This window comes from Agrobacterium sp. 10T429, assembly GCF_056393925.1.
In genome coordinates this window covers 20613-44439 of sequence record NZ_JBFTGV010000006.1, presented here as the reverse complement: position 1 = coordinate 44439, position 23827 = coordinate 20613, and the positions used below count along the sequence as shown (strand labels likewise).

The 23827-nt window shown below is 58.5% G+C and carries 19 protein-coding genes; 9 read left to right on the top strand and 10 right to left on the bottom strand.

Features of this window, described 5'->3' with window-relative positions; translation table 11 throughout:
- Positions 1–88 precede the first annotated feature (88 nt).
- From AC1DCP_RS14955 to AC1DCP_RS14930, 6 genes are all read left to right on the top strand, one after another.
- Positions 89–1462, top strand: coding sequence for an ABC transporter substrate-binding protein (locus tag AC1DCP_RS14955; RefSeq protein WP_065687897.1), 1374 nt, complete (start codon positions 89–91; stop codon positions 1460–1462).
- A gap of 67 nt (positions 1463–1529) precedes the next feature.
- Complete coding sequence (locus AC1DCP_RS14950) at positions 1530–2441, top strand: carbohydrate ABC transporter permease (protein WP_003511283.1); 912 nt, start codon at positions 1530–1532, stop codon at positions 2439–2441.
- The gene (locus AC1DCP_RS14945; protein ID WP_065687896.1) at positions 2441–3529 is read left to right on the top strand and encodes a carbohydrate ABC transporter permease; all 1089 of its coding nucleotides are present in this window, start codon (positions 2441–2443) and stop codon (positions 3527–3529) included. Before AC1DCP_RS14950 ends, AC1DCP_RS14945 begins: the two co-directional genes overlap by 1 nt.
- A 5-nt stretch (positions 3530–3534) precedes the next feature.
- Entirely contained in the window at positions 3535–4647 is a 1113-nt protein-coding gene (locus AC1DCP_RS14940) for an ABC transporter ATP-binding protein (protein ID WP_035199593.1), read from the top strand.
- Positions 4648–4658: 11 nt separating this feature from the next.
- The gene (locus AC1DCP_RS14935) at positions 4659–5384 is read left to right on the top strand and encodes a glycerophosphodiester phosphodiesterase family protein (protein ID WP_065687895.1); all 726 of its coding nucleotides are present in this window, start codon (positions 4659–4661) and stop codon (positions 5382–5384) included.
- Positions 5385–5410: 26 nt separating this feature from the next.
- On the top strand, positions 5411–6325 hold the full coding sequence (locus AC1DCP_RS14930) for a TIM barrel protein (RefSeq protein WP_065687894.1): 915 nt from the start codon (positions 5411–5413) through the stop codon (positions 6323–6325).
- A 78-nt stretch (positions 6326–6403) separates the two neighbouring features.
- On the opposite strand, the gene eglC is transcribed toward AC1DCP_RS14930, so the two are convergent.
- Positions 6404–7801 carry an endo-1,3-1,4-beta-glycanase EglC gene (gene eglC, locus AC1DCP_RS14925; RefSeq protein WP_065687893.1) on the bottom strand — a complete coding sequence of 466 codons (1398 nt, stop codon included), beginning with the start codon at positions 7799–7801 and terminating at the stop codon, positions 6404–6406.
- A 209-nt stretch (positions 7802–8010) separates the two neighbouring features.
- On the opposite strand from eglC, the gene greA reads away from it, so the two are divergent.
- Positions 8011–8493 (top strand): transcription elongation factor GreA, encoded by a 483-nt coding sequence (greA, locus tag AC1DCP_RS14920; RefSeq protein WP_065687892.1) that lies wholly within the window; start codon positions 8011–8013, stop codon positions 8491–8493.
- A gap of 74 nt (positions 8494–8567) precedes the next feature.
- On the opposite strand, the gene AC1DCP_RS14915 is transcribed toward greA, so the two are convergent.
- Positions 8568–9950 (bottom strand): O-antigen ligase family protein, encoded by a 1383-nt coding sequence (locus AC1DCP_RS14915; RefSeq protein WP_065662497.1) that lies wholly within the window; start codon positions 9948–9950, stop codon positions 8568–8570.
- A gap of 136 nt (positions 9951–10086) precedes the next feature.
- Entirely contained in the window at positions 10087–11424 is a 1338-nt protein-coding gene (locus AC1DCP_RS14910) for an SGNH/GDSL hydrolase family protein (protein WP_065704386.1), read from the bottom strand.
- Positions 11425–11844: 420 nt separating this feature from the next.
- On the opposite strand from AC1DCP_RS14910, the gene AC1DCP_RS14905 reads away from it, so the two are divergent.
- Both AC1DCP_RS14905 and AC1DCP_RS14900 read left to right on the top strand, forming a co-directional pair.
- On the top strand, positions 11845–12993 hold the full coding sequence (locus tag AC1DCP_RS14905; protein ID WP_026330708.1) for a glycosyltransferase family 4 protein: 1149 nt from the start codon (positions 11845–11847) through the stop codon (positions 12991–12993).
- A 55-nt stretch (positions 12994–13048) separates the two neighbouring features.
- Entirely contained in the window at positions 13049–14143 is a 1095-nt protein-coding gene (locus AC1DCP_RS14900) for a glycosyltransferase family 4 protein (RefSeq protein WP_065687891.1), read from the top strand.
- Positions 14144–14180: 37 nt separating this feature from the next.
- On the opposite strand, the gene AC1DCP_RS14895 is transcribed toward AC1DCP_RS14900, so the two are convergent.
- The 7 genes from AC1DCP_RS14895 to AC1DCP_RS14865 all read right to left on the bottom strand — a co-directional run bounded on the left by AC1DCP_RS14895 (position 14181) and on the right by AC1DCP_RS14865 (position 23800).
- Positions 14181–15386: a glycosyltransferase family 4 protein gene (locus tag AC1DCP_RS14895; RefSeq protein WP_065687890.1), complete on the bottom strand. Its 1206-nt coding sequence runs from the start codon at positions 15384–15386 to the stop codon at positions 14181–14183.
- An 89-nt stretch (positions 15387–15475) separates the two neighbouring features.
- Positions 15476–16999 (bottom strand): O-antigen ligase family protein, encoded by a 1524-nt coding sequence (locus tag AC1DCP_RS14890; RefSeq protein ID WP_142851174.1) that lies wholly within the window; start codon positions 16997–16999, stop codon positions 15476–15478.
- 70 nt (positions 17000–17069) lie between these two features.
- Positions 17070–17729 carry a hypothetical protein gene (locus AC1DCP_RS14885; RefSeq protein WP_065687888.1) on the bottom strand — a complete coding sequence of 220 codons (660 nt, stop codon included), beginning with the start codon at positions 17727–17729 and terminating at the stop codon, positions 17070–17072.
- 10 nt (positions 17730–17739) lie between these two features.
- Positions 17740–19995: a polysaccharide biosynthesis tyrosine autokinase gene (locus AC1DCP_RS14880; protein WP_003511263.1), complete on the bottom strand. Its 2256-nt coding sequence runs from the start codon at positions 19993–19995 to the stop codon at positions 17740–17742.
- 130 nt (positions 19996–20125) lie between these two features.
- Entirely contained in the window at positions 20126–21034 is a 909-nt protein-coding gene (locus AC1DCP_RS14875; protein ID WP_065687887.1) for a hypothetical protein, read from the bottom strand.
- A 186-nt stretch (positions 21035–21220) separates the two neighbouring features.
- Positions 21221–22339 carry an acyltransferase family protein gene (locus AC1DCP_RS14870; RefSeq protein ID WP_035199581.1) on the bottom strand — a complete coding sequence of 373 codons (1119 nt, stop codon included), beginning with the start codon at positions 22337–22339 and terminating at the stop codon, positions 21221–21223.
- Positions 22340–22471: 132 nt separating this feature from the next.
- Positions 22472–23800 (bottom strand): hypothetical protein, encoded by a 1329-nt coding sequence (locus AC1DCP_RS14865; RefSeq protein ID WP_065687886.1) that lies wholly within the window; start codon positions 23798–23800, stop codon positions 22472–22474.
- Between the last annotated feature and the right edge of the window lie 27 nt (positions 23801–23827).

The window sequence follows — 23827 nt, the reverse complement described above, 5'->3', positions numbered from 1 at the left end:
ACTCTCCCGCGCTTTACCTAGGGAAATGTCATGAAGCTGTTAATTAAGCAACTTAATTAAATAATCAGTTTCAACGGGAATGGATCACATGTTCAAGTCTCTCACCCTGATGGCCACGGTTGCCCTCGGCGCGCTTTTGCCGGCTGTCGCCTTTGCCGAAGACATCAACATCAAGCTCTGGACGCTCGCCGACAAGAATGCGCCGGGCCGCGTCACCAACATCGAAGCCGCCGCCGGCATCATGAACGCACAGTTCAAGGCAGCAGGCGTCGACAAACGCGTCGTCATCGAAATCAACAACAGCGCCGTGCAGGGCTGGGACTCCTTCGCGCTCGACACGCTGAAGGCGTTTTCGGTGGGGCAGGGGCCGGATATCTACATCCTGCCGCATGAATGGATCGGCCAGTTCGCGCAGGACGGCTATGCCATGCCGATGGAAGACAAGATTGCCGCTGCTCCCTGGGTCTATGGCGATATCCTGCCGGTTCTGTGGAATTCGGCCAAGGCGACGGACGGAAAGATTTACGGCATTCCGCAGGACGCGGAAATCCGCATGTTCTTCTACAACAAGGACATGCTGCGCAAGATCGGCAAGGACGAAGCCTTCATCGAAGGCCTTCCGGCCAAGGTCGACGCCGGCGAATTCACGCTCGACGATCTGACGGCCCTGTCGAAGGAAGTGGTAGACGGCAAGGCCGCACAATACGGCATGCTGCACCGCCCGAATGTCGGTATCGACTATCTGATGGTGTTCCAGTCCTATGGCGTGAAGTTCATGGACGAAAAGACCGGCAAGCTGATGTTCCCCAAGGCCGAAATGGCCAAGGCGCTCGGCTGGTATGAGCGCAATGCCAAGGAAGGCGTGACGCCCGTCGACAATACCGCCATGAGCTGGGAGGCGATCCAGACGGCCTTCAAGCAGGAAAAGGCCTTCATCTTCCATCAGGGTGTCTGGGCGGTTGCCTGGCAGGTGGGTGACAAGAACGGCGCGACCTGGCCGACAGATGGCAAGGGATACTTCAACAAGATCGGCTGGATTTCCGCTCCGGCAGCCGAAAAAGGCGGCAAGCCGGCCAACCTGTCGCACCCGCTGCTCTACACCCTCAATCCGAAGAGTGCCAATGCCGATATCGCCGCCGATCTCGTGGCGCTTGCGACATTGCCCTATTTCAACAACGAACACGCCGTGACATCCTATCATACGGCCATCAGCAACGCCCAGACGGCCATGCCGAAATACCGCGATAACTGGGTACTCTCCGCTGCTTCGCCGATGATGAAATACGCGCAGTTCGTGCCCAACCACACCAAGTTCGGCAGCTACAACAAGGTGCTGTTCAGCGGTCTGCAAGCGGTTGAGACCGGCAAGATGACGGCCGCGCAGGCGGTCGATTTCATCGCCGACGAGCTTGAGCTGCAATTTGGCGCGGAGATCGAAATCCGCGACGCCGCAAGCAACTGAGTTTGCCCGAAACCATGCCGCCCGGTTCTGCCGGGCGGCTTTTCCGCGTTCCCACCGGTATATCGTAATGTCTCAATTTCAGCTTCGGGCGCGCCGCCCGGCCCGGCCGATCTTTTATCTGGCTCCGGCTCTCGCCTTGCTTGGCCTGTTCTTTCTTGCCCCGATCGTCGTCAATCTGGTGATCGCCTTTACCGATATGGGCGCAAACCTGAGGGTGGGCAAATTCACGGTCGAGAATTTCCAGCGCATGTTTCAGCGCGACGTGCGCCTGCCGATGGTGTTGCTGACGACGCTGATCTATGTCGGCGCAACGCTGTTCATCTTCAATATCGGGCTTGGCGCGCTTCTGGCCGTTACGACCACGGCGATACCGGACCGGCTAGGCAACTTCTTTCGCGGCCTCTGGCTGCTGCCGCGCATGAGCCCCGCCGTGCTTTACGGCGTGCTGTGGATATGGATCGCCGATCCGACGTCTTCCGGCCTGCTCAACCAGTTTCTTGGCGCGCTCGGCGCACCCGCTCTCAACCTGCGCAACGACTTTCCGCTGTTTCTGGTGGTGGTGGCGAACGGTGTCGTCGGCGCGTCTTTCGCCATGGTCATCCTCACATCGGCCATCCGCTCCATACCGTCGCATCTGGCCAATGCGGCGCGCGTCGATGGCGCCAGCGAATGGGGTGTGCTTCGCCATGTCGTCGCACCCGCGCTCTCGTCACCGATCCGTTTCATCACGCTCTATCAGGCGCTCTCACTGATGACGACCTATGAATATATCCTGCTCATCACCGGCGGTGGGCCTGTCTACGATTCCACGACCTATCCGCTTTATATCTACCGGCGCGCCTTCGAAAACGGCGCCTATGCCTATGGTGCTGCACTTGCGCTTGGCCTGATGGCGATAGGCGTTGCCATCACCCTCATTCAATGGCGCATCAGCAATATGCGCTCGACTTTTGCTCCCGCCAAAATCGAGGTGCTGTGATGACGCTCGCCCACACCCACTCGCCTGCCCACAGCAGGCGTGCGCTTGATCTGAAGCCGGACTGGACGCGTCTTGAAAGGCGCAGCCTTGCCCATCGCGCCGGTTTCGTTCCCGTCATTCTTGTGTTCCTGACGGTGGTTTCGGTTCCGGTTCTCCTGCCCTACCTGTGGCTGCTGGTGAAGTCGCTCACGACTTCCGACGACAATCTCAGCCGACTTGTGCTGTGGCGCAGCGGCGCAATCGCCGCTTTTGCCTATGGCGGGGCGATAGCAGTTGCGCTTCTTTCCGAGCGCCTGCGCAATCCCGCGCTGCTATGGCTGGCATTTGGTGCCGTGGTTGCGGCGCTCGTCTTCGTGCTGGTGCTGCCGCATCTGACTATCGACAACTACAGTTTCCTCTGGAGCCGCGATATCGAGAAAACCGGCACCACGCGCATGGCGCTGATGCCATCCATCTGGACCGCCATGCGCAGTTCACTGCTGTTTGCCGCTTCCCAGACGCTGATCGTCGCGCTGGTCGCCACGCCGGCCGCCTATGCGCTGTCGCGCTTCACCTTCGCCGGGCGTGAAAATGTGCTGCGCGGGCTTTTGCTGCTGCATGCCTTTCCGGCGCTCGCGCTCACCGTCGCGATCTTCGTGCAGTTGCATTACATGGGCCTGCTCAACAATCTCTTCGGCGTCGTGCTGGTCATGAGTGCGCTTGAGCTGCCGTTTGCAATTTTTGTTCTCAAGGGCTTTTTCGACAACGTTCCCTGGGACATCGAAATGAGTGCCGTCACCGATGGCGCGAGCCGCTTCCAAGCCTTTCGCATGGTGGTTCTGCCGCAGGTAAGAAGCGGGCTGATCGCGGTTGCCACCTTCACCTTTCTGCGTGGCTGGGAAGAATATGTTTTCGTCCAGACCCTGCTCATCGAAAAAAGCCAGATGACGATGAGCCTCTATCTCTTCTTCGTGGCACAGGACAGCGCCGGCGTGAATTACGGCATGATCGCTGCCGTAGGCATCATCTATCTGTTGCCTGTGCTGATCATTTACATCTTCACGCAGAAATACATCACCCAGATGAGTTTCGGCGGGATCAAAGGATAATCGCCATGGCCAGGATCACCCTCGACAATGTCACCAAAAGCTGGGGCGACACCCGCGTTCTGCAACCGATGACCCTCTCCATCGAAGACGGCGAATTCGTCGCCGTTCTCGGGCCGTCCGGATGCGGAAAGTCGACCACGCTTTTCCTGCTCGCCGGGCTCTACGCGCCGACCGCGGGTCAGATTTCTTTCGACGGCCACAACGTCAATCGCATCGATGCGCGCGACCGCAATGTCGGCATCGTCTTCCAGTCCTATGCACTTTATCCCAACCTGACGGTGCGGCAGAACATCGCCTTTCCGCTGCGTTTCAAGAATGTTCCGCGTGAAGAAGCAGCGCGGCGGGTGGAGGAGGCAGCAAGCCTCGTGCAGATCAGCGCGTTGCTCGACCGACGGCCCTCGCAGCTTTCCGGCGGCCAGCAGCAGCGTGTGGCGCTTGCCCGCGCGCTGGTCAAGGAACCGAACATCCTGCTACTGGACGAGCCGCTTTCCAATCTCGATGCGACCCTGCGCATCACCATGCGCGCCGAGCTGAAAAGCCTGCAGAAGCGCCTGAAGATCACCACGCTGATCGTCACCCATGACCAGATCGAGGCGATCACCATGGCGGACAGGATCATTTGCATGAACAACGGCGCCATTGCCCAGATCGGCACGCCCGATGATCTTTATCGCAGGCCCGACAATCTGTTCGTGGCCGGTTTCATCGGCACGCCGCCAATGAATCTCTTGAAAGGATGGGCGCAGGGCGGGCAGTTGCAGATTGGCGATGCCCTGCTCGACCTCAATGGCCGCTGTGACGGCGAAGTCACCTTTGGCCTGCGCCCGGAAGATATCGCCCTCGTCACATCGTCCGAGGCGCGGCTTGAGGGGCAGGTTACCACCGTCGAGCCCATGGGGCGCGAGGTGTTCTACACGATCGATACGCCTGCAGGGATGATCCACGCGCTCGAATATGGCGAGACGATACGCCACGCGCCGGGAGATCGTGTCGGGATCAGCTGCAAATCGGCGCTGACGCTCGTGTTCGATGCCGCCGGTAACCGCATCGCCGGGCTGCATGCCGATCTTTCCCACCATTCGACTATTCCGGCGCGTGAACCGGAAGCCGTAAACTGACAGGAATTTCCATGCCTAAAATCGTCTCCCATCGCGGTGCCAACCATTTTGCGCCCGAAAACACCTTCGCCGCCGCCGACCTCGCCTTGCAGCAGGGAGCGGATTACATCGAGCTCGACGTGCGCGAGAGCGCGGACGGCGTGCTTTATGTCTTTCACGACGAAACGCTGGATCGTACCACCAATGGCACGGGTCCCATCGGCCACATAATGTCGAGGGAGATCGATGCACTGGACGCCGGCAGCTGGTTCGGCGAAAACTTCAAGGGTGCGGCTGTACCGCGGCTCGATGCCTATCTCAGCCATTTGCGCGGCCGCTGCGGCGTCTATGTCGAGCTGAAATATTGCGATCCCGTCAAGGTGGCGGCACTGGTACGGAGCCTCGGCATGGTGCGCGACACCTTCTTTTTCTCTTTCTCCGAAGAAATGCGCCGGGGCCTGGCCGCCGCCGCGCCGGAATTCCGCAAGATGATGACGCTCGATATCGCCAAGTCGCCTTCGCTGGCTGCGGCTGTTCACCATGCCTCGATCATCGAGATCACACCTGCGCAGATGCGCAAGCCCGGCCTTGTCGCGGCATGCCGCAAGGCGGGTCTGGAAATCATGATTTATTATGGCGGCGATGATGCCAACCTTCATAATGAGATCGCATTGGCCGGGGTAGACTACGTCAATATCGACCGCCCGGACCTGTTCGATACGGCGCGCCGCGCCGTACGGCAGCCTGAACTCGCATGACCTTCCTTACCCCTGGAGATGATGACATGAGCAATCTTATTGGAACCGGCTTCAACGCCAGCTCGGACGACGGTGAACTGGCCACACTCGAAAGCGATCTTCGTGCGCTTGCCGAAATTGGCTGCGACACCGTTGAAATCGCCGCAACGAGCCTTGATCTGATCGCAGGCGGTCGCATCATCGAGGAGCGCGCTCAACGGTTCGTGGCGCTCGCCAAAGAATTCGACTTCCGCTACACGGTGCACGGTCTTGTTTCGTCCAATTTCATGGACCCGGTAACGTGCCGCTACCAGATAGATGCAGCCAAGGCGCTGGCCGTCCTGTGCGATCGCATCGGCGCGGGCATCCTCGTTCAACACGGTGGTGCCCTGCGTGCCGACCAGATCGCCGAGCGGGCCGATGCCGATGCCCGTGAGCGGGAGGCGCTTTTCGAGCTGGCGGAATTCTGCAAGCCCTATGGCGTGCGGGTCGCGCTTGAGAATATCTTCTCCACCGAACCCGGCCAATATCGCCAGACGCCTGCCGAGGTGGCCCAGACAGTTAAGGCCATCGGCCATGATAACGTCGTTGCGCTGATCGACTTCAGCCACGCCTATCTCGAATCCACCTTTCGCGGGCTCGATTTTCGCGAACAGCTTCGTGCCATGGCGCCGGTTGCCGGCCATTTGCATGTCCACGATTCCTTCGGCCGGCCGCAGGGCTTTTATCAACCGTATTTCGACCAGGAAAATACCGCTCTCGGCATCGGCGATCTGCATATGCCGCTCGGCTGGGGAGATATCGACTGGCAGGGCATCTTCTCGGAGCTGACCTTCCTGCCGGATACCGTGCTGATGATGGAAATCGGCCGCCGCTACCGTGCCGAACAGCCCGCGAGTCTTGAAACGGCGCGTCATCTCATGTCGCTCTACACTGAGCGGATGCAGATCGCGGCTGAATGACTGAACTGAACAAGGCCCAGCCGACAGGCTGAGGTCTGAAGCGCCGGCAGTTCTGAACGCAACTGCCGGCGTTTTTCGTTACGCGGCCCAGTCGGAAAGCGAATAGGCTTTGATGTAATCGATCATCATTTGCGAACCGTCGCTGAAATCAACCGCCGACGGCGTTCCTGCCATGCCGCCGACAGCAAGATTGACGACCATATACATGGGGTCGTGCATGTCATCAGGCGTATCCGTCTGCGCCACGGCGACGTCGTCGAAATACCAGGTAATATGCTCCGCATCCCACAAAACGCCATATGTGTGGAAACCTTCCGTGCTTGGCACGCTGACATTGTTTATGACTGATGTCTGTTCTCCCGTTGCATTGGAGTGGGTGGACATGATCAACGTATTGGGGTTTTGCCCACGCATCTCCACGACATCGAGTTCCGGTGGCCAGGAGCCGTCCTCAGGCAAAAGCCAGAAGGCCGGCCAAGCGCCCCGGTCGGTCGGCATGTCGGCGCGCATTTCGAAATAACCATAGGTCTGGCTGAACGACGAATAGGTGTTCAGCATACCCGAGGTATAATCATAGCCCTCAACCTCGTTGGCGATCGATTGCGGGGTTTCCGCAGCGGTGATGGTCAGGACACCGTTGTTGATGCTGAAGGGATTGACCTCTGATGTGCCGGCATAAGCGGGGTTGATGTACCATTGCGCCTCGCCATTCGTCGTCAGCGAGCTTCCCTTTTCCGGTGCCCACCAATATTTGGCATCCCAAGTCCCCTGATCGCCGCTGCGAAGTGAAAGTGCATCGAATTCGTCGGCAAAGGTCTGGGTGAGGGATGATCGGTCGAGGCTGAGCTCGAACTGGTCGGCCTGAAGATCGTCGATGGTCGTTCCGGCAAGAACGACGGCCTCGCCGTTGGCGAAGTTCAGCCAGAGATTATCGCCCTGTTGGGTGGCATTGCTGACGAGCTGCTCGAAGGATGTGATGCCGTAACCGTTAAGCCGGATCGTGTCGTTGGCGCTGAAATCCATGATGAGATCGGTGCCGTTGCCGCTCGTAAAAACGAATGTATCCGCACCGCCACCGCCGATCAGCACGTCGTTACCGCCCCCGCCATCAATGGTCTGGCTGCCCGATCCGCCGGTTATGATGTTGTCCAGCTCATTTCCGAAGGCATAACGACCATCTCCGGTTACCCGCAGGTTTTCGAAATTGTCGGGCAAGGTATAACTCATCCAGGTGTCGATGGTGTCGATACCCTCCCCGGCATTTTCGACGGCACGGTTGATACTGGAATAGAGGTAATAAATATCGTCGCCCGTGCCGCCCGCCATTGTCACATTGACGGAACTGTCGCCCCACATGGAATCATTGAGGCCAGTGCCTGTCAGCAGCGGTCCGGAACCCGTGGCGGAAAAAAATCCGGTGGAATTGTCGCTGTAGTAGAGTGTGTCTCCAAGCGCATTCAATACTGTCCGGGCCATTGACCGTCTCCTGTCCGTTAGCGTTGGCTTTCTCACTCCTCTTGGGCAATACCCTAACAGGGCGAAAAGCCTCCTGTTAGAGCCAGAAATGAGGGGTACATGGGCGGTTTCCGTGGTGCACGCTATTGCAGCATTGCGATGGGCGGTGGCAGGATTGGACGGCAAGGGAGATGCTCAAAGTGGCATCTCACGGGGATGGAGTGCGAGAGTTGAGTGTAGCCTTTACCAAGGAAGATAGTGCCGAAACCGCAGCCGAAACGGTTCTGCCGGACCGGGTGATTTCGCCTCATCCCAATCTGGTGACGGAGGCTGGGCTGAAAGCGCTGGAGCAGCAGCTGCAATTGGCGCGCGAAGCCTGCGAAACGGCCAATGCCGTCGAAGACGTCAATGAAAGACGTCGGCTTTCAGCCAATCCTCTGCGGGACATTCGGTATTTCGCGGAGCGCGTTCGCACCGCCCAGCTGATGCCGAGCCCGCCTGCTGATGGCACCGTTGCCTTCGGCAGCGTGGTAACATTCAGCCGTGATGACGGGAGGACGCAACGGTTCCGGATCGTAGGCGAGGATGAAGCCGATCCGGCCAATGGATCGATGTCTTATGTCTCCCCGGTCGCAGGAGTGTTGATGGGAAAATCTGCCGGTGATGTTGTCAGCCTGGGCGGCAAAGAGATTGAAATCATCGAAGTGACCTAAAGCGCCCACTTGAAAACGGAACAAATTTTGCCAGCAAGGATGTGCGGTTTGGAGCGAGAGAACCTCGCCGCAATTTACGCCGGTCGTGCCGTCGCCAAAGCGTCCTCTTCTGCCATTCCAGCCATCCGCATCATCGTATTTTTCAGAAAGAACCTGAAATCCAGATCAATGAAAGTATAGGCGAGTACGAGCCCCATATAGGCCATGAAAACGGGATTGAAATTCAGCTCTTCAAATTGATAGACGATAACGATTGCGATCGCCGAATAGGCGAAGAAACCGACTTTTCGTTTCCGGAGGATCGCGTAAACAAGCGCAAAGGCGCTGAGAAGGCCAAATCCTATGCCGGACGCATAGGCCGTGGCGAGAAAGCCACTATGCGGTGTTCCGATTCTCGATATTCGCGACAGTTCTTCATATCGAGCGGTAAAACCGATGCCGAAAGGATGATGGAGCATCACCTGAAAGCCGCCAGTGAGCGTATCCCAGCGCTCCTGCGCATTGTTGCTGCTGTTGCTGTCCTCGAGAAACCGTTTTGAAAATATCTGTTCCGCAAAATCGAAAGCACCCAATGGCAAAACCGCCGCGATGACAAGGGCGGACAAGGCAAAACCAAAATAGGTGCTGAGCAGCATTTTGATGGAAAAATTTCTGATGTAGAAATAGACCCCGATCGCAAGAACGGCAAATACTCCGGACCGGTTGAGAGTAAGTGTGAAGCTCGCCAGATAGACCAGCAGAAATACGGCAAACAGCGCGGGACGTTTTTGCCTTTCGGCAAGATAGGCGACTGCCGCACCCGCCAACGCAAAGGCAGGTCCGGCTGTGTTGCCCACCGGCCAGATGCCACCCGCTTTTTCGACACGCAAAAGCAACGGGCTCAATTCGCCTTTTGCCGCAGCTGCCAGCACGGCGGTTTCATCGAACATGAAAGAGAGGCCAAGGGAGGCGAGCTGGTCGTGAATGACGATGTCCAGAAAAAGCAGGATCGTCACCGCGATGAAGCCGGCGAAGATGCCCCAGCAGAACAGCTCGAGAAGGTTCTCCTTAAACAGCATATAGGCAAAAAACAGAAAATAGACCGCGTAAAAATATGCCATCGCGGTGGTGTAAAATTCACCTTCGCCACGTTCGTCGGCAAAGACAGCCGAAAGTGCAAAAAAAATGGTTAGCGGAACGAGATAAAGCAGGATGATCGAGGGCGTCAGACAGCGAATGTAAAGCAGGGCAATAACGGGTAGCGTCATCAGGACAAGCATGTCGGTGATGTTGAGGAAGCGCAGGCCCAGATTGCTGGTCAGCACATTGCATTGAATGAAAAAGCCAATGGAAAAAACGAAGATCGCCAGAAAGAGACCGGGCACCTGTATGGTTTTTGAAGGATAAAGAGGCATCGCCAAAACGAAACCCGGCAACGGCGATTGATGCGATGCCGCCATATTTGTGCTTCTGGTCATTCCCGGCCTGTATCCTTCACTGGCGGACCTTGGTGCGGCCCTGTGGGAGAGGACGTCATCACCATGAGGCGACAGGGTGATGACGATGAATAGTGGTCTTGATGACGTTGCCGCGCAAGACAATTTTCTATGGTTTTCAGTCGCTCAGATTGCCTTTTGGCAGAGCGCCCTCAACGGCGATCACCCGCTGTATGTAAAGCGGTTCGTTGGAAACCGGCGCGCTCATGCCGAATGCCGGCATGATCCTCACATAGAAACCATATCCGCTGGGGCTGATATCAGGATCGATCGCGATGTCGTTGGCTGTCGCCCACATCCAGCCGCTATTGTCGAGGGCGTTCGCACCACCAAATTGAAGCGCGGAGCAACTGATCGTCCGGACTGCGCCGCCGCTTTTTGAAACCAGTGTGACATAGGGCGCACGCTGTCCCTCGGTATTTTTATAAAGCACTGCAAATGAAACGGTTTTGCCGATCATCGCGGCGGCCTCCGCATTGCGAAAATAACGAACCAGTGCGGCCGACTGGTTGCCATTCGCACGCAAACCGAGGCTGTGAGCGAAAGCCGGAGAAAAGGTGACTTCTGCGGCTTTTATGGCGGAACCCGACGCCGCCAGGCTCCAACCCGATGGAGCGGACCCCGTCCAATCGGTGAAATCGCCGTTGACGATAAGATTGGCGGCGGGAAGTTTTGGCCAACAAGGTGTCTGAAAGACGTTATCGGGCGCCGATCCCAGATAACAACTGAACAAGGTTCGGGCGATGAGCTGAGATCCGGCATCGTTCGGATGGACGTTGTCGCGGTAAAGCGCATGGTCCTTGCCTCTCGCTACAAATGACGCGTGTGTATCCACCAGCGTGAGGCCCGGGTGCGCTCGGGCAAGGTCAAGGATCGCATTATAGACCTTGTCGTAACCGGTGCTATCGCGCCAGGGGTTCTGGGTGGTGATGAGTTGGGGGGCACCCGGCCATTGCCATTCGATCATGCCAAGCGGTCCGAGCAGGGCGGCTCGTCCGGAGCTTAGGATACCACCCGGCGTCTCGAAACTCTGCATATTATGCCCATGATGCGTGATGCACAGGTCGGGACGCGGAATCTTCAACGCCGCCGCGCGCTGGTCCGCGAGCATGTAACCGGCCATGCCGCCGGGCAGTGCCGCAAGATAGACCGTGAGCGTTGGCCCCATGCCTGCGCGCAGCGTAACCGAATCCGCATAGGCCTTTGGCCCGGTGGGGGCGTTTGTCTGCCATTCTGCCCAGCGGTGCAGCACAACCCTTGTGTCGTGCAGATCGCCAAGCATCATGGCGAACTGCTGGAATGGTCCGGCATCGGCATAGGCGGTGCTGTCACCATTCACGAAGATCGTGGCATTCTGACCCGCAGTCAAACGCGCGCGCAAGGGTGAGAGCGCGTTCAGGGAAGGGACCATGGTGGGGATGTTTCGGGAGGTGATGCCGAGCGATACGCCGATCATGCCGGCACCTCTTCCGTTCCGGTCATATATATGCATATGTTGCGTTTGAGCGGTGTCATCGTTCGTTCTCCTCGTCTGGCCCTAGGATAACTCCGCCGAAAGGCCGGGGGACAAAACGCAGGAAACGGGACGGCGAAAAGCAGTAAAATTATACGTCACGAATTTTTCTTCGATCTCTTTTAAAATATATAGATAGAATATTTTTCTTTTAATTTACGTATATCGGATTCTTATCCGCATAAAGGTTTGAATGTTATTTTTTCTAACCACAATCAAGCATTGTTGTTCTTATACTGAAATTGCCGGTGAAAATATCCCTGCCGTTGGCAAGTGCACTCGTCATTTTCACGGGCTGTCCATTCATGCCCGCAATTTAGGGCAATGGCAACTTGGGTGCTCTGGTACTTCACAGGTGATGTCATGACATCCGCTCTATTTGTCAGTCACACAGGAGAGAAGGGTGGCGCCGAGCTTTTTCTGACGGACCTCGTCAAGGCCGGACCGCATTCCTGGCGAGCTTGTTTTCTCAGTGGCGGTGGTGCTGCTGATGATCTGGCAGCGGCCGGGAGGCCTCCGGTCATGTTATCCGCTGGCGAAAAAATGCTGTCGATCCGCCGTGACTCACCGTTTGGCGCAATGCTGCGTGGCGCGGCCGATGTTGTCGCCGTCGCTTGGCAATTGAGCCAGCAGGCGAGACATTACGACGTAATCTGCGCCAATTCGCAGAAGGCGCTGTTCGTTTGCGCGCTTGCCGCGAAACTCAGCCGCCGCCCACTTGTCTGGGTTTTGCACGATATAGTCACCGATCCCGCATTCAGCTCCGCCAATCGCCATGCCTCGCTGGCATTCGCGCGCCTTTTCGCAAGGCTGGTGGCCGTCAATTCGCAGGAAACCGGCCGGGCTTTCGTTGAAGCTGGCGGGCAGGCAGAAAAGGTCCGCATCGTTTATAACGGCTTCGACCCCGCAAAGGCTGTGGCCCACGATCCCGGCAGAGCTGCGCGGTTGCGTACGGAATTGGGCCTTGGTCCTGAACCGCTTGTCGGATTGTTCGGCCGGCTGAGCGAATGGAAGGGGCAGCACGTCTTTCTGGACGCGATCGCGGCGATGGATGGCGTTCAGGCCGTCATCGTTGGCGGAGCGCTATTCGGGCAGGACGCCTATGAGACGCGCATCCGCGAGCAGGCATCCCGTCTCGGTCTGGATGGTCGTGTCCGCTTCCTCGGTTTCCGGTCGGATGTACCAGAGCTGATGGCATCGATGGATGCCGTTGCCCACACCTCTGTTGTCGCCGAACCGTTCGGGCGGGTGGTGGTGGAGGCCATGATGTGCGGGCGGCCAGTTGTCGCTACACGCGGTGGTGGGGTTACCGAAATCATTAGGGACGGCGAAACGGGTCTTCTGGTGCCGCCGGGCGACGCATCGGCGCTTGCGGCAGCACTAGGCTGCATCCTGTCGCAGCCAGCTCTGGCGGAAAGGCTGGCGCAGCAGGGCCGCGAGGATGTGAGCCGGCGTTTTTCGCTGGAGGAGACCTGCCGGTCTGTTTCCGCTTTGCTGTCGGAAGCAGTGTGAGGGGCCTCTTGGCGATCAATTCGGACAGAAAGTGCAGGCAAGCGGAAGGGTCAGGATGCGTATTCTCGTAAACATGCCGAGCCAGTATGGCGGCAAACCTTCCGGCGTCGGCCGCGTGACCTTCAGCCTGCTGGAGCGGCTGCTGGATCAGACGCGGGACGACTACATCCTGCGCTCTCCCTGGACGCGGGCACAGCTGCCCGAAAACCTGCGCGAAAGCCGCCTTCAGCTGATTGAGACGCCGCGGCCGCGTATCATGGTGTTTGATGTGCTGCGTCAGGCCATGACGCTACCGGCACTTTGCCGCAAGCTCGGCATCGATGTGCTGTTCAACGCCGATCCCTTCGGAAGTCCCAGCGGCGGCAAACGGCGCGTCACCCTGGTTCACGATCTTTATTTCAGGACCATTCCCGAACAGATCGGCTGGCGGGCGACGTTGACGACGGATTTGATCTTTCGACTGATGATGGCTGGTTCGAACCGGATCACCTGCGTATCGGAAGCGACGCGTAAGGATCTGGCGCAGTTTTATCCATCGGCTGCCGGGAAAAGCCTGACTATCCATTCTGACAGCACCCTGAATGTCGATCTAGCGAGTTTAAACGGCCCGCCGCCAGTTGCCGCGCCCTACATACTGGCGGTCGGAAACGCGACGTCGAATAAGAACTTTTCGCTTCTGGGCAAGGCTTTTGCCGTGATTGGCAAAGTTAGGCCGGATTTGCACGTCGTGCATGTTGGCCGCGACGATGCCGAGGAAATCGGCAGCGTACTAGATGATCCGGAGCTGAAGGCGCGACTGATCCGGCTTTCCGGCATAGACGACCATCAACTGGCAGACCTTTACCGCCACGCCGCCTGCCTTTGCGTGCCTTCCACATATGAAGGGTTCTGCCTGCCGGTGCTGGAGGCGCAGCAACTGGGGTGTCCGGTCGTCTGCTCCAACCGTTCCGCAACGCCGGAGATCGCCGGAAAGGGCGCACTCACCTTCGATCCCGCGGACTCTGACAGCCTTGTCGCGGCACTTGAGCGGCTTTTTCGGGAGCCGCATCTGGCAAGCGATCTTCGCCAGGCGGGTTATGAAAACCGCAAGCTGTATTCATGGCAGAAGGCGGCGGAAAGCTATGCGCAGGTTTTCCATGAACAGACCTGACGTCTAGGAGTCATGTCCCCGGGTGAAATCTTGCGGCTCATGCCCTGATGCCGCTGCGCAGCTCCGAATAAAGCGTTTCGTATGCCCCGATTACCCGTTCGGGCGCGACGCCCTGCGAAATGCGCGCTTTGGTTTCCGGTGTTTCCGCGAGAATGGCGGGGTTGCGCATCGCGTCAGTCATGCGGGCGGCAAGCTCGGCGGCGTTGCCCGGCGCGAAAAGGCGTTCCGGCCGGTCCCGACCGATCTGTTCGGCGACACCGGCGAGATTGGCGCCGAGAACCGGCACACCGCGTAGAATAGCTTCAGCGACCGTGCGCCCGAAAGCCTCTGGCCAGAGTGGTGGAACGATCAGACAATCTATACCGGCGAAGAAACTATCGGCGTCCACGTAGCCGGGAAATTCGACCGGAAGGTTGGCGGTTTTTTGCTCGTAGGCTTCGATGCCGCCCGGCGCGCGACCCGCCATGACCAGTCGCCAGCCCTTCGGCGGCAGGAGCGGCAGCGACTCGATCAGGAGATCTGCACCCTTGGGCGCCTCGATGCGGCCCAGATAGCCGAAAACAAGCGGGTCCCCAGGCGCGCGTGGAATGCGCTGTGTCTGTGAAGCTGGCGGCGCGATGGCATTCCAGATGACCGTGCGGCGGCTTTCCGGTACATGGGTGAAAAAGCCGGCCTGCACATGGCGCTCGACAATATCGTGGCCGACACCGGCGACAGCGTCGACGGCGCATTGGCAACGCCAGTGCAGGTAAGAGAAGGCGCGGCATTTTTTGCTGGTGCCGTCGCAGATGTGACCGTCATGAAACAGGGAGCCGTTGGTGCACATGCTGGTGAAATCGTGCAGGGAATGTACGAGCGGAATGCCGCGCTTGCGGATCATCGGCCAGACCAGCGGTGTCAGCTCCGACAGCGAATGGGTGTTGACGACATCAGGCCGGAAATCATCGATGACGCGGGCAAGCCGGCGCACGAGACCCGGATCCAGCTGCACGGCGATCTTGTAGTATTTTCGCTTCCATCCGGGTTGCTGTTCCCAGTCCCCGATAAAAAACGGCGTGGTATGTCCGAGGCGGTAAACGGCGAAATCGTCGCGCAGCTCCACGGCCTGTTGTTTGCGGGAGATCGCCGCCACCGCTACCGTGTGGCCCTTCTCCGCCAGCCCGCGCGCGAGGTCTTCCACGAATATCTCCGCGCCGCCGACCCGGTCCGGAGAAAACAGCGACGTTATTTGCAATATCCGCATGCCCAAATTCTCGCGTCTTTGTGTGGTTTTATAATCGTTACAACTATTTCGCATCAGCGAAATGAAGGCTGCTGTCCATCCGGACTGATCTAGGCCGGCATTGCGGGATCGGTTGGAGATGGTTCGCGCCGCCGCGAACGGTCCCGTCCAACACCTGGTGGGTTGAGACAAAGCGTGACGACGGGCGCAAGGAATACGGCGTAAGCCATTGCGAAGCCGGGGATCTGCAGGGAAAAATCAAGTGTCGAATGCAATGCGACGAGCAGCAGCCCGGCGAGGCCGAGATGGGAGGCGTACCGGTAGTTTTTGCGTTTGCGCGCCCCGCGAATAAAAATGGCGAGTTGGACGAGCACAAAAAAAGCCGCATAAAATGGAAATGCGAGGCCGAGCGTCAGCAGTCCCTCGGCATAGACATTGTGGGCGTGGGTGACGATGGCGTCCACCCCGCATTGCGCCGCATGATAGGGCGCGTAGGTTTCCGTAAAACTTGCAAGGCCGGTTCCCCAAGGCCAGCTGTCAGAAATGGCACGCGCGATGCCCGGCATGTAGCAGAAGCGCATGTCGTCTTCCAATCGCGTTTCCATGCGAAGCGCCACGCGATTAGCGAAGAGCAGGAACAGGCCAAGCGTAATGGCGAGCACGATCGCCGCGCGGCGCTTCGTGCCGCGCCGCTTGCGCCGCAGGGCAGCCGCGTTGCGGCCTGTTTTGATGGGTGAGTTGAAGACGGTCAGAAGAATGAGGAAACTCAGTGCCGCAAAGCTTGATGCGATGCCGGCGCGCGATCCGGTCAGCATCAGGGCGATGAAGCAAAAGGCAGTGAGCACGCCGATGAAGGCGGCCTTGCGGATGAGGCGTTTCTGGCCGACTGGAACGGTCAGGCGATTTGCCACCAGCACCCTGACCATTCCCCAGTCTGGAGCCGTCAGCCGTTTGTGCAGCATCACGACGAGGGTCAGGAGAATGAGACCGAAGAAGGTGGCGGCGGTATTACGGTTGACGAAAAGGCCGGTCAGGCTGCCGAGATAGAAGCGCTTCTGAATGAAGCCGAGTGTTTCTGGAAAAAGCAGAAACTGCACGATTGACAACAGTGCCAGCCATCCGCCGGCAATTGCGAACCATCGCAGCGCTTTTGCCGCGCGCTCGTCGGTATCGAAAATGACGAGGCCGGCCATGAAGGCGCCGAAGGGCAGGGCGGCGCTTAACAGGCCGAGCCGATCATCCGCCGGGGTGAGCGAAACCGTGGCGTCGGGCGCGAACTGCATGAACATGGCGGCGGTCGACCAGGCGGGATTGGGTGGAGCAATACCCGGCACAGATGATTGCAGCCACAGCTGGATGATGAGTGCCCCCAGCAAAAGGCAGGTCGCCACAAGTGCCAAGCTTGAACCAGCCCGGGGCGGCCCGAACAACAGGATGGCGGGCACGAGCAACAAATAAATTGCAACGGTGACGACGATACGGCTCTCGATTTCAGTTGCGCCGCGATTGAGAAGCGCAAGCAGGAAGATAGCCCAGAAGATGACTATGGCGGCCGTCCGAAAATAGTCTGGAAACGCAACCGGTCGCGGTGGCGATGAGGATAGCGGTTCTGATTGGGCTTCGATGGACGACATTGGCTTTCGGCTTTGCAATAACTGTTGCTGCGACGATGTCTAAGGTAGAAGGACGAGGCGGGCCGCTATTTCACGGAAGCGGCACGGTGCGTTTCATGCCGGCCTGCGGCTGCTGCGGACAGATCTTCCGCAGGGTCCATCGCAGGATTTCCCCCTCCTTACCGCAGACGACTGCCGTGTCCGCATTGCGGGCCGCATCGGCCTGAGGCAGTGTGTCTTTTGGAAATTGCTGCCACATCACGAAGCGCCCGCGTATCAGGTTGGCGTCTGCAGGCCCGTAAAGTTGGGAAAAATTCATCAGAACGGCGATTTCCATTGGCGAGGCGTTACGCAGCGAACGAACCATGGCAAGACGCAGCCACACATCGCCATTTGCAGGCAAACAGGAGAGCGCGTGACGAATATAGCTTTCGGCAAAGCCGAGACGCGCCACACCGGCCTCCGACGTCGCATCTTGGCCATTTGCATCGAGATCTGCGAGAACGAGCCGTAACCCGGCCTTGACGATATCCGAACGGCAGATTTTCTCCGCAACGACGGGGTGCAGCCCATCGACCGTCTTCGCCAGAAGATCGTGCGCCAGGCCGCTTTTGTCGTCGGCAATTCTTGCCAAGGCGACGACATCGGAAAACCGCCGGGTTTCGGAAAACGCCTGTGCGGCGACGGATAAAACAAACACGGAAAGGATGAGAACCGGCACGACCGCGAAGAATTTACGCAGGCCCGCCATTCCGTCCCGCCTAATCATGGTAATATCGCGTGTAGCGCGCGTGATAATATTCGCTTGAACCGTAAGCTCGGTAAAGCTTCAGCTTTTCCGTGTCCACCTTGTTGAGGATGACACCGAGACACTTCTTGCGGATCTGGACTTCGTTTTCAATCGTATTGCGTACCGCCCTGCGGGCGGTTTTGCCCCATTCTGTGACGAAGACGAAACCGTCGATCCGGCCGGCCATCGCGCGGGCATCCACCACCGGCCCGAGAGGCGGCAGGTCGACGATGATGTAGTCGAAGAGACCGCTCGCTTCGGCCAGCAATTTGTACATTTGCGCCGATGTCAGCAGCTCGGAGGAGTGCGGTACGCGCTGCTTGACGACCGTTGGCAGGAAAGCGAGCCGCGTCTTTTCGTCGTGCAGCAGCACATCGCGCATATTGCGGCCTTCCAGCAGCACTTCGAGCAGGCCTTCTGCAGCATGACGCCCCAAAGCGCGCGTGGCGCCCGGGTTGCGAATATCCGCATCCAGCAGAAGAACCCTTGCTCCCTGTCCGGCCAGAAGCTGAGCCAGATTGATGGAGATCGTCGATTTGCCCTCGCTCGGCAACGCCGATACGACGCCCACCACCCGCGCGCCGGTTTTCGGGGGAATGCCGAGATCTATCGCAAGCCGTGTGCTGCGCAGCGTTTCGGCGAAGGATGATAGCGGGTGATCGACAGTGTAGCGGGCAACGCTGGACGGGCGTGTGGCGGTAGGCGGCCCCTCCTGTCCCTTTGGCAACACATCCGTGCCCGGCTTGTTTTGGACGAGCGGGGTGTTGCCCAGAAATTCCAGCCCGAGAACGTCGCGAACCTGTTCTCCGGTGCGGAAGAAACGGTCGCGGAACTCGCGAAACATGGCGATGCCACCGCCGGCCGCGGCGCCCATGATCATGAACAGCGCCAAAAGTAGCGGTTTGTTCGGTTTGCTTGGAATGTTGGGCGGAACTGCCCTCGAAATCACGCGTGCTTCCGTTACGGGGAAGGATTGCTGCTGCATCGCTTCCTGATAACGCTGCAGGAAGGTCTGATACATGTTCTTGTAAGTTTCCGCTTCACGCTGCAATTCGCGAAGCTGAACCTGGGTCTGGCTGGCCGAGTTGCTGACGCTGGTAGCCTTGGCAACGCTCTCCGCAAGTGATTTCTCTCTTGCTTCTGAAACCTCCAGATCGCTCTTGTAACTTTGCGCAATACGGCTGATTTCCTGGAACATCAGCCGGCGGTATTCCTGCATTTCGTTGCGCAGACGCACCGCCTGAACATGGTTGCTGCCAAGCCTGCGGGTGATTTCCGTTTCGATCTTCGAGGATTCGAGATATTTCTTGCGCAGATCGTTTGCAACCGAGCTCTCGAGAATGTCGGTGACGACGGCGTCGACATCATCCGTGGCAAGGATATGTTCGATGCGTTGTACCCGCGCTCGCGACCTGGCCGTTTCCGACTGCGCCAGAATAAGCGCGCTGTTGGACTCGGCCAGTTGCTGATCGGAAAGCAGGCCGTTATTGCCGGTCTCGATCAAGCCGTGTTCGGCGCGAAATTTCTGTACGGCAAGGTCGGTGTCGAGTGCCCGCTGACGCAACTCGGCAATACGGTCGGACAGCCAGTCGCTGGCCCGCTTCGTCGCCTCGTATTTGGAGTTCAGCTTGTCCACCAGATAAGCCGACGCCACCGCGTTGACGATCTGGGCGGCGAGAACCGGTGATGTCGAGTTGTAGGTCAGTTCCAGCGCGTAGGTACGGCCGATACGCTTGACGCTGAGACCGTCCAGTAGCCGGTCCGACAGCGCCCGCTTCAGCGTGCCGTCGTCGATGACGGTCTCTTTTGCCGGTGAGAACCATTGCGAAACGTTGACGAGCGAACGGATCGTGCCGAATATCGAACTCAGAAGCGAGGCACGGTTTGCCCTGAATTCCTGATTTTCCGTCAGGTTCAAACTGTCGACGACGGCAATCCCGATGGTTTCCGATTGCAGGACCTCGACCTGGCTGAGAATGGAAGCCTCGTCCTCCACGACGCCGCCGATCGTCGAAAGCTGCTCGACGACCTGGCTGTTGTTGCGGTCGATCAAAAGGGTAGCCGAAGCTGAATAGATCGGAACGGCCGTCGCGGCATAAGCGAGACCGATTGTCCCGGCAATGGCGACTGCCGCGAGGACGACGCGCCACTGTCGGCGGACCGTGGCAAGAACGGCGTCTATATCGATAAAGTCGGCTGTAAATCCGCTTTTGTCGATATCGGCCATAGTCAAGGGATCGTGCCTTTGCAACAACTGTCAGCCTCGCTCTTTTTGGCGGGCGTGGCACCCGCCAAGTCTCGGTTGCATGGTAGGACAGGCGGCCGCCATTCCCGCAGGACGGGCGGCAAAACCGGGTTCAAACGGGACTTGTGCTGACTGGCGTGCTGGTGCTGCCGGTTGAAAGGGGCGCGGCAAAGAAGTTGTTGGTTGTGGTGGTTCCGCCGCTGCCGGTGCTGCCACCGCTGCCGCCACCGCCAACCGGTGCGGCTCCGCCGCCGGCCTGTGCCGTACCGGCTGGTGAGCCCGCCGCTCCCGAGCCGCCAATGCTGTTGCCGCTTGCAGGTGAAGAGCCGGCGCCACCAATCGGTGAGGCAGCAGCTGCAGCTGCCGCAGGCGCTGCCGGACCGGCCGCCGTTCCCTGAACATTTTCGCTAAAGGCGATCAGAAGATCGGAGGGCACGCCGACACCCTTGGTCTGCAACTGGATTGCGGCGGCAAGTATCGTGTTGCCCCTCTGCATCGCCGTAGAATAGGCGAGCGCCAGACCTTCGCCGACAACTTCGGAGAAGTCCTTGTTGCCGACCTTCTGGGCCAGTGCGACGATGGTGGGCAACTGGCTGGAGTCGCTCAGGATCAGGCCAGAAAGCTGTTCGGAGAACTGCGCCGCGCTGGTGGAAACGGCAATGATCGGAAAGCCGTTCGTCACCTTTCCAGTGATTTCGGCGTTTGCCGCATCGGTGCTGGAAGCGATGCCGGCCAGATCCTTGACCGTTGCCTGCGTCGGAGACTGCTTGAACAGTTCCGCGGCAGCAAGGGAAACCGTGTCCGGATTGGAGCTGTTAACGCGAGCCAGAAATGCGGCGTTGGTTTCGTCGGCGGCCTTTACGGGTGCGCCAGTTGTCGCAGTCTGTACCGGCGGCGTCTGCTGCCCGGCAGCTGGCGGCGCTGATTCCACGTTCTGGGCGTTGGCGACTGCGGAAAAAAGACCGAGGCTGGTGATCAATACCGCACCAGTGAGCGTCGAGCCAATACGAAGGCGGGACATCACAACTCTCCAAATTTTTAAAAAATACGATTTTAAGTAAGCTGAAATGCTGAATATGGTTATCCAACATCTAAAATTTTCTTTTTAAATCGCACAGCCCTAGCTAACGATCAAGTGCTAAAATAAACTTGTGAACGGAACTTCGGGGTATACTTAACAGCAGAAACGAGGACTTTTCTCTGGGCGTCAGGACACGGCGACTTTTCGCCGGGGTGTTATCAGCCGGTCTCGAAGCCAGATATTTGCGGGCGTTTCGACAAGGACGTGAAATGCGTGGGCGATGGCGATGGTGCTGGCGACGACGATGAGATAGACGACATTTTTCCACTCCTGCGGCCAGGTGATGCCGCCGGAAGCAACTAGGAATGCCCGAAAGATGAATGGGTGCAGAAGGTAAAGCGCGTAGGAGGAATCGCCCAGTTTCGCCAGCGGCTGCGCAAAACGGGGCAGGGAGATGCCCCTGGTCAGGGTTGCCGCGGCCATCAGGAAAATCGCGCCACCGCCAAAAACGAGCAGCCGGGTATAGGAATAACAGCCCGGATTGCATTGGAATTCGAACCTTTTCAGATCGATAAGCGTCCAAATCGCCACGCCGCAAAGGGCCACCGCAATCCCCAGCAAGGGCGGTAGGCGCACGCCGCGCAGGAAAAGCACGGCGAGCAACATTCCCGCCACGAACTCCAGAATGATGGGCTGAAACCAGAAACTAAACGGCAAGGCGAGACTGAAGTTGGAGCCGATGAGCACTGCGGCGAGCAGCACAGCCGCTGTTGTCAGCACGGCGCGTTCCAGCGGCAGGAAGATGAAAACCGCGAATACGACATAAAAAAACATCTCGTAATTCAGCGTCCAGCCCAGATCGATGATTGGAAACGGATAAGCGTCACCATAACCCATGCTGTCATAGGGAATGAAGAGGTAGGAGGTTAGGACGGCCTGCAAGGACGGGAAGGCCTTGGCGCTGAGAAGAACGGCGACCGCGGCCATGGCGAGCCGCATGGTCAACACGAACCAGTAAAGAGGAAGGATGCGGAGAAGCCGGCGCACAAGAAAGGCCGAGCGCCCTCCCTCCGCTGCGAAATACGGCCGGGAGGCATAAACGATGACAAAGCCGGAAATGACGAAAAACAGATCGACGCCCGCACCCAGCCTCAGGAGATGGAGGTTGACGAGCGAGAACTCCCAGTTCACCTGCGCGTGCAGCGCAACAATCATGATTGCCGCCAGCGCACGCATCATTTGAAGAATATCGAGACGCTGCGCCCCGGAAACAGGCGCTTTTTCAATTTTTTGCATCGTCATCATCTATAAAAAGAAAAAATTTATACAGTAATATTGTGCGCTCGTAGCAGCGAGCAAAAGTCCTCTATTTCAGAAGGCTATCATGCAATAGGCTGACACGATATATAAAATTTGTCGGCTTTCGCCCGCACGCGTTCAGAAAACCTCCAGCACCGTAAGCTGGTCGCTGACGGAAAGCCGGTATTGCCCACCTTCCTTTGCGATCACCCGCTGGCTTACGGAACCGTCATCGCCGAACCGGTGCGCGATGACTTGGCTATGCGGGCCGGTTACCGAAAAGGCCGTTGCACGTTCGGTTGGCGGATTTTCGATCCGCGCCGGCCATTGCCAGCCGCGTATGCCAAGCCACACCGGGGCGAGCAGCGCGCCGTCTGGTCTTGTCAGGCGCAGGGAAAACCTTTCGGAATCATCGTTGAGGAAAGCGAGGCTGCGTTCCGCTGGCTCTGTTTGTCGACTTGCCTTGCAAAGCGCAAGAAGGGCACGAACGGCCCCGTACGCAGGGGTCCGGCTCAGATCGTGGCGCAGCAGGCCAAAGGACGATTCCGGATTTGTCTCGTCTTCGGCAAAGCTGGAGACCATTTCATAGATGTAAGCCCGGCGGATGCCGCTGATGAAGGACCACAGGAGCGTGCGCGGCATGTAGCGCGCCTTGATGCCTTCGGTGACGGGAAAATGGAAGGTCTTCGGTTGCAGTGAGGTGTGGTACCCAATCTCCGTGGCGATCACCGGCCGGCCGGCTGCTATATGCGCCGAGGCCGCGACAGATTTGGAGAGCGCCCCCGGCCCAGTCGTTTCGGGATGTTCCATTCCGGCGTAGGGGTGAATATTGCCGAAGTCGCACACGTTCTGCAGGTTTAGCGCCAGCGCCGTATTCGCCTGGATATAGCTTGGCGCGACAAGCGGTACGTTGCTCACGGCCGGAGTTGAGCGGATCGTTGCAAAAAGTGCAGCCTGATGCTCTGCCGAAATGCGCGGCGCATTGGCCGGGTCTTTCGTCAGCGTCGGTTCATTGCTGCCTTCGAAAACTTCGATGCCGCCGTCGCACCAGTTGTAGAAATCGGCAATCCTGTTCAGTGGCGTTGAGACGTAGGGGTTGAGATTGTCGTAACAGATGATCGTGAGGCGAACGTTGGCCGCCACAATCCTGCGCAGGCGCTGGAAAGCCGGGCTGTTGCGGCTGTCCCTTGCGGTAATCAGTCCCTCGTCACGCAGGTGGCCCACACCAAGCGCTTCCAGTTCAGGCAGGATGCGCTCGAAGCTTTCCGGATAAATGCCGTTTGTCCGGGCGAAATGGCCACACACGCCCACACTGTCCAAAAAGACTTCCGTGCTGGCCGAAAAAACGGATTGAGTCTGCGCGAAAGCGGGGCGCACACCCGTGGCGGCAACCAGTGCGAAAGGTGCAGCTGAAAGCAGGCCGCGCCGTGTCAGGTGGCCCATGGTGATCGGCTGTTTTCCGTTCATCTGCGTCTCCTGGTCATTCCGGCGAGA

What these genes read in the sequence shown, in the direction of transcription:
- AC1DCP_RS14955 (WP_065687897.1), top strand. Translation starts at nt 89, where the DNA reads ATGTTCAAGTCTCTCACCCTGATGGCCACGGTTGCCCTCGGCGCGCTT.
- AC1DCP_RS14950 (WP_003511283.1), top strand. Translation starts at nt 1,530, where the DNA reads ATGTCTCAATTTCAGCTTCGGGCGCGCCGCCCGGCCCGGCCGATCTTT.
- AC1DCP_RS14945 (WP_065687896.1), top strand. Translation starts at nt 2,441, where the DNA reads ATGACGCTCGCCCACACCCACTCGCCTGCCCACAGCAGGCGTGCGCTT.
- AC1DCP_RS14940 (WP_035199593.1), top strand. Translation starts at nt 3,535, where the DNA reads ATGGCCAGGATCACCCTCGACAATGTCACCAAAAGCTGGGGCGACACC.
- AC1DCP_RS14935 (WP_065687895.1), top strand. Translation starts at nt 4,659, where the DNA reads ATGCCTAAAATCGTCTCCCATCGCGGTGCCAACCATTTTGCGCCCGAA.
- AC1DCP_RS14930 (WP_065687894.1), top strand. Translation starts at nt 5,411, where the DNA reads ATGAGCAATCTTATTGGAACCGGCTTCAACGCCAGCTCGGACGACGGT.
- eglC (WP_065687893.1), bottom strand. Translation starts at nt 7,801, where the DNA reads ATGGCCCGGACAGTATTGAATGCGCTTGGAGACACACTCTACTACAGC.
- AC1DCP_RS14915 (WP_065662497.1), bottom strand. Translation starts at nt 9,950, where the DNA reads ATGACCAGAAGCACAAATATGGCGGCATCGCATCAATCGCCGTTGCCG.
- AC1DCP_RS14910 (WP_065704386.1), bottom strand. Translation starts at nt 11,424, where the DNA reads ATGATCGGCGTATCGCTCGGCATCACCTCCCGAAACATCCCCACCATG.
- AC1DCP_RS14905 (WP_026330708.1), top strand. Translation starts at nt 11,845, where the DNA reads ATGACATCCGCTCTATTTGTCAGTCACACAGGAGAGAAGGGTGGCGCC.
- AC1DCP_RS14900 (WP_065687891.1), top strand. Translation starts at nt 13,049, where the DNA reads ATGCGTATTCTCGTAAACATGCCGAGCCAGTATGGCGGCAAACCTTCC.
- AC1DCP_RS14895 (WP_065687890.1), bottom strand. Translation starts at nt 15,386, where the DNA reads ATGCGGATATTGCAAATAACGTCGCTGTTTTCTCCGGACCGGGTCGGC.
- AC1DCP_RS14890 (WP_142851174.1), bottom strand. Translation starts at nt 16,999, where the DNA reads ATGTCGTCCATCGAAGCCCAATCAGAACCGCTATCCTCATCGCCACCG.
- AC1DCP_RS14885 (WP_065687888.1), bottom strand. Translation starts at nt 17,729, where the DNA reads ATGGCGGGCCTGCGTAAATTCTTCGCGGTCGTGCCGGTTCTCATCCTT.
- AC1DCP_RS14880 (WP_003511263.1), bottom strand. Translation starts at nt 19,995, where the DNA reads ATGGCCGATATCGACAAAAGCGGATTTACAGCCGACTTTATCGATATA.
- AC1DCP_RS14875 (WP_065687887.1), bottom strand. Translation starts at nt 21,034, where the DNA reads ATGTCCCGCCTTCGTATTGGCTCGACGCTCACTGGTGCGGTATTGATC.
- AC1DCP_RS14870 (WP_035199581.1), bottom strand. Translation starts at nt 22,339, where the DNA reads ATGATGACGATGCAAAAAATTGAAAAAGCGCCTGTTTCCGGGGCGCAG.
- AC1DCP_RS14865 (WP_065687886.1), bottom strand. Translation starts at nt 23,800, where the DNA reads ATGAACGGAAAACAGCCGATCACCATGGGCCACCTGACACGGCGCGGC.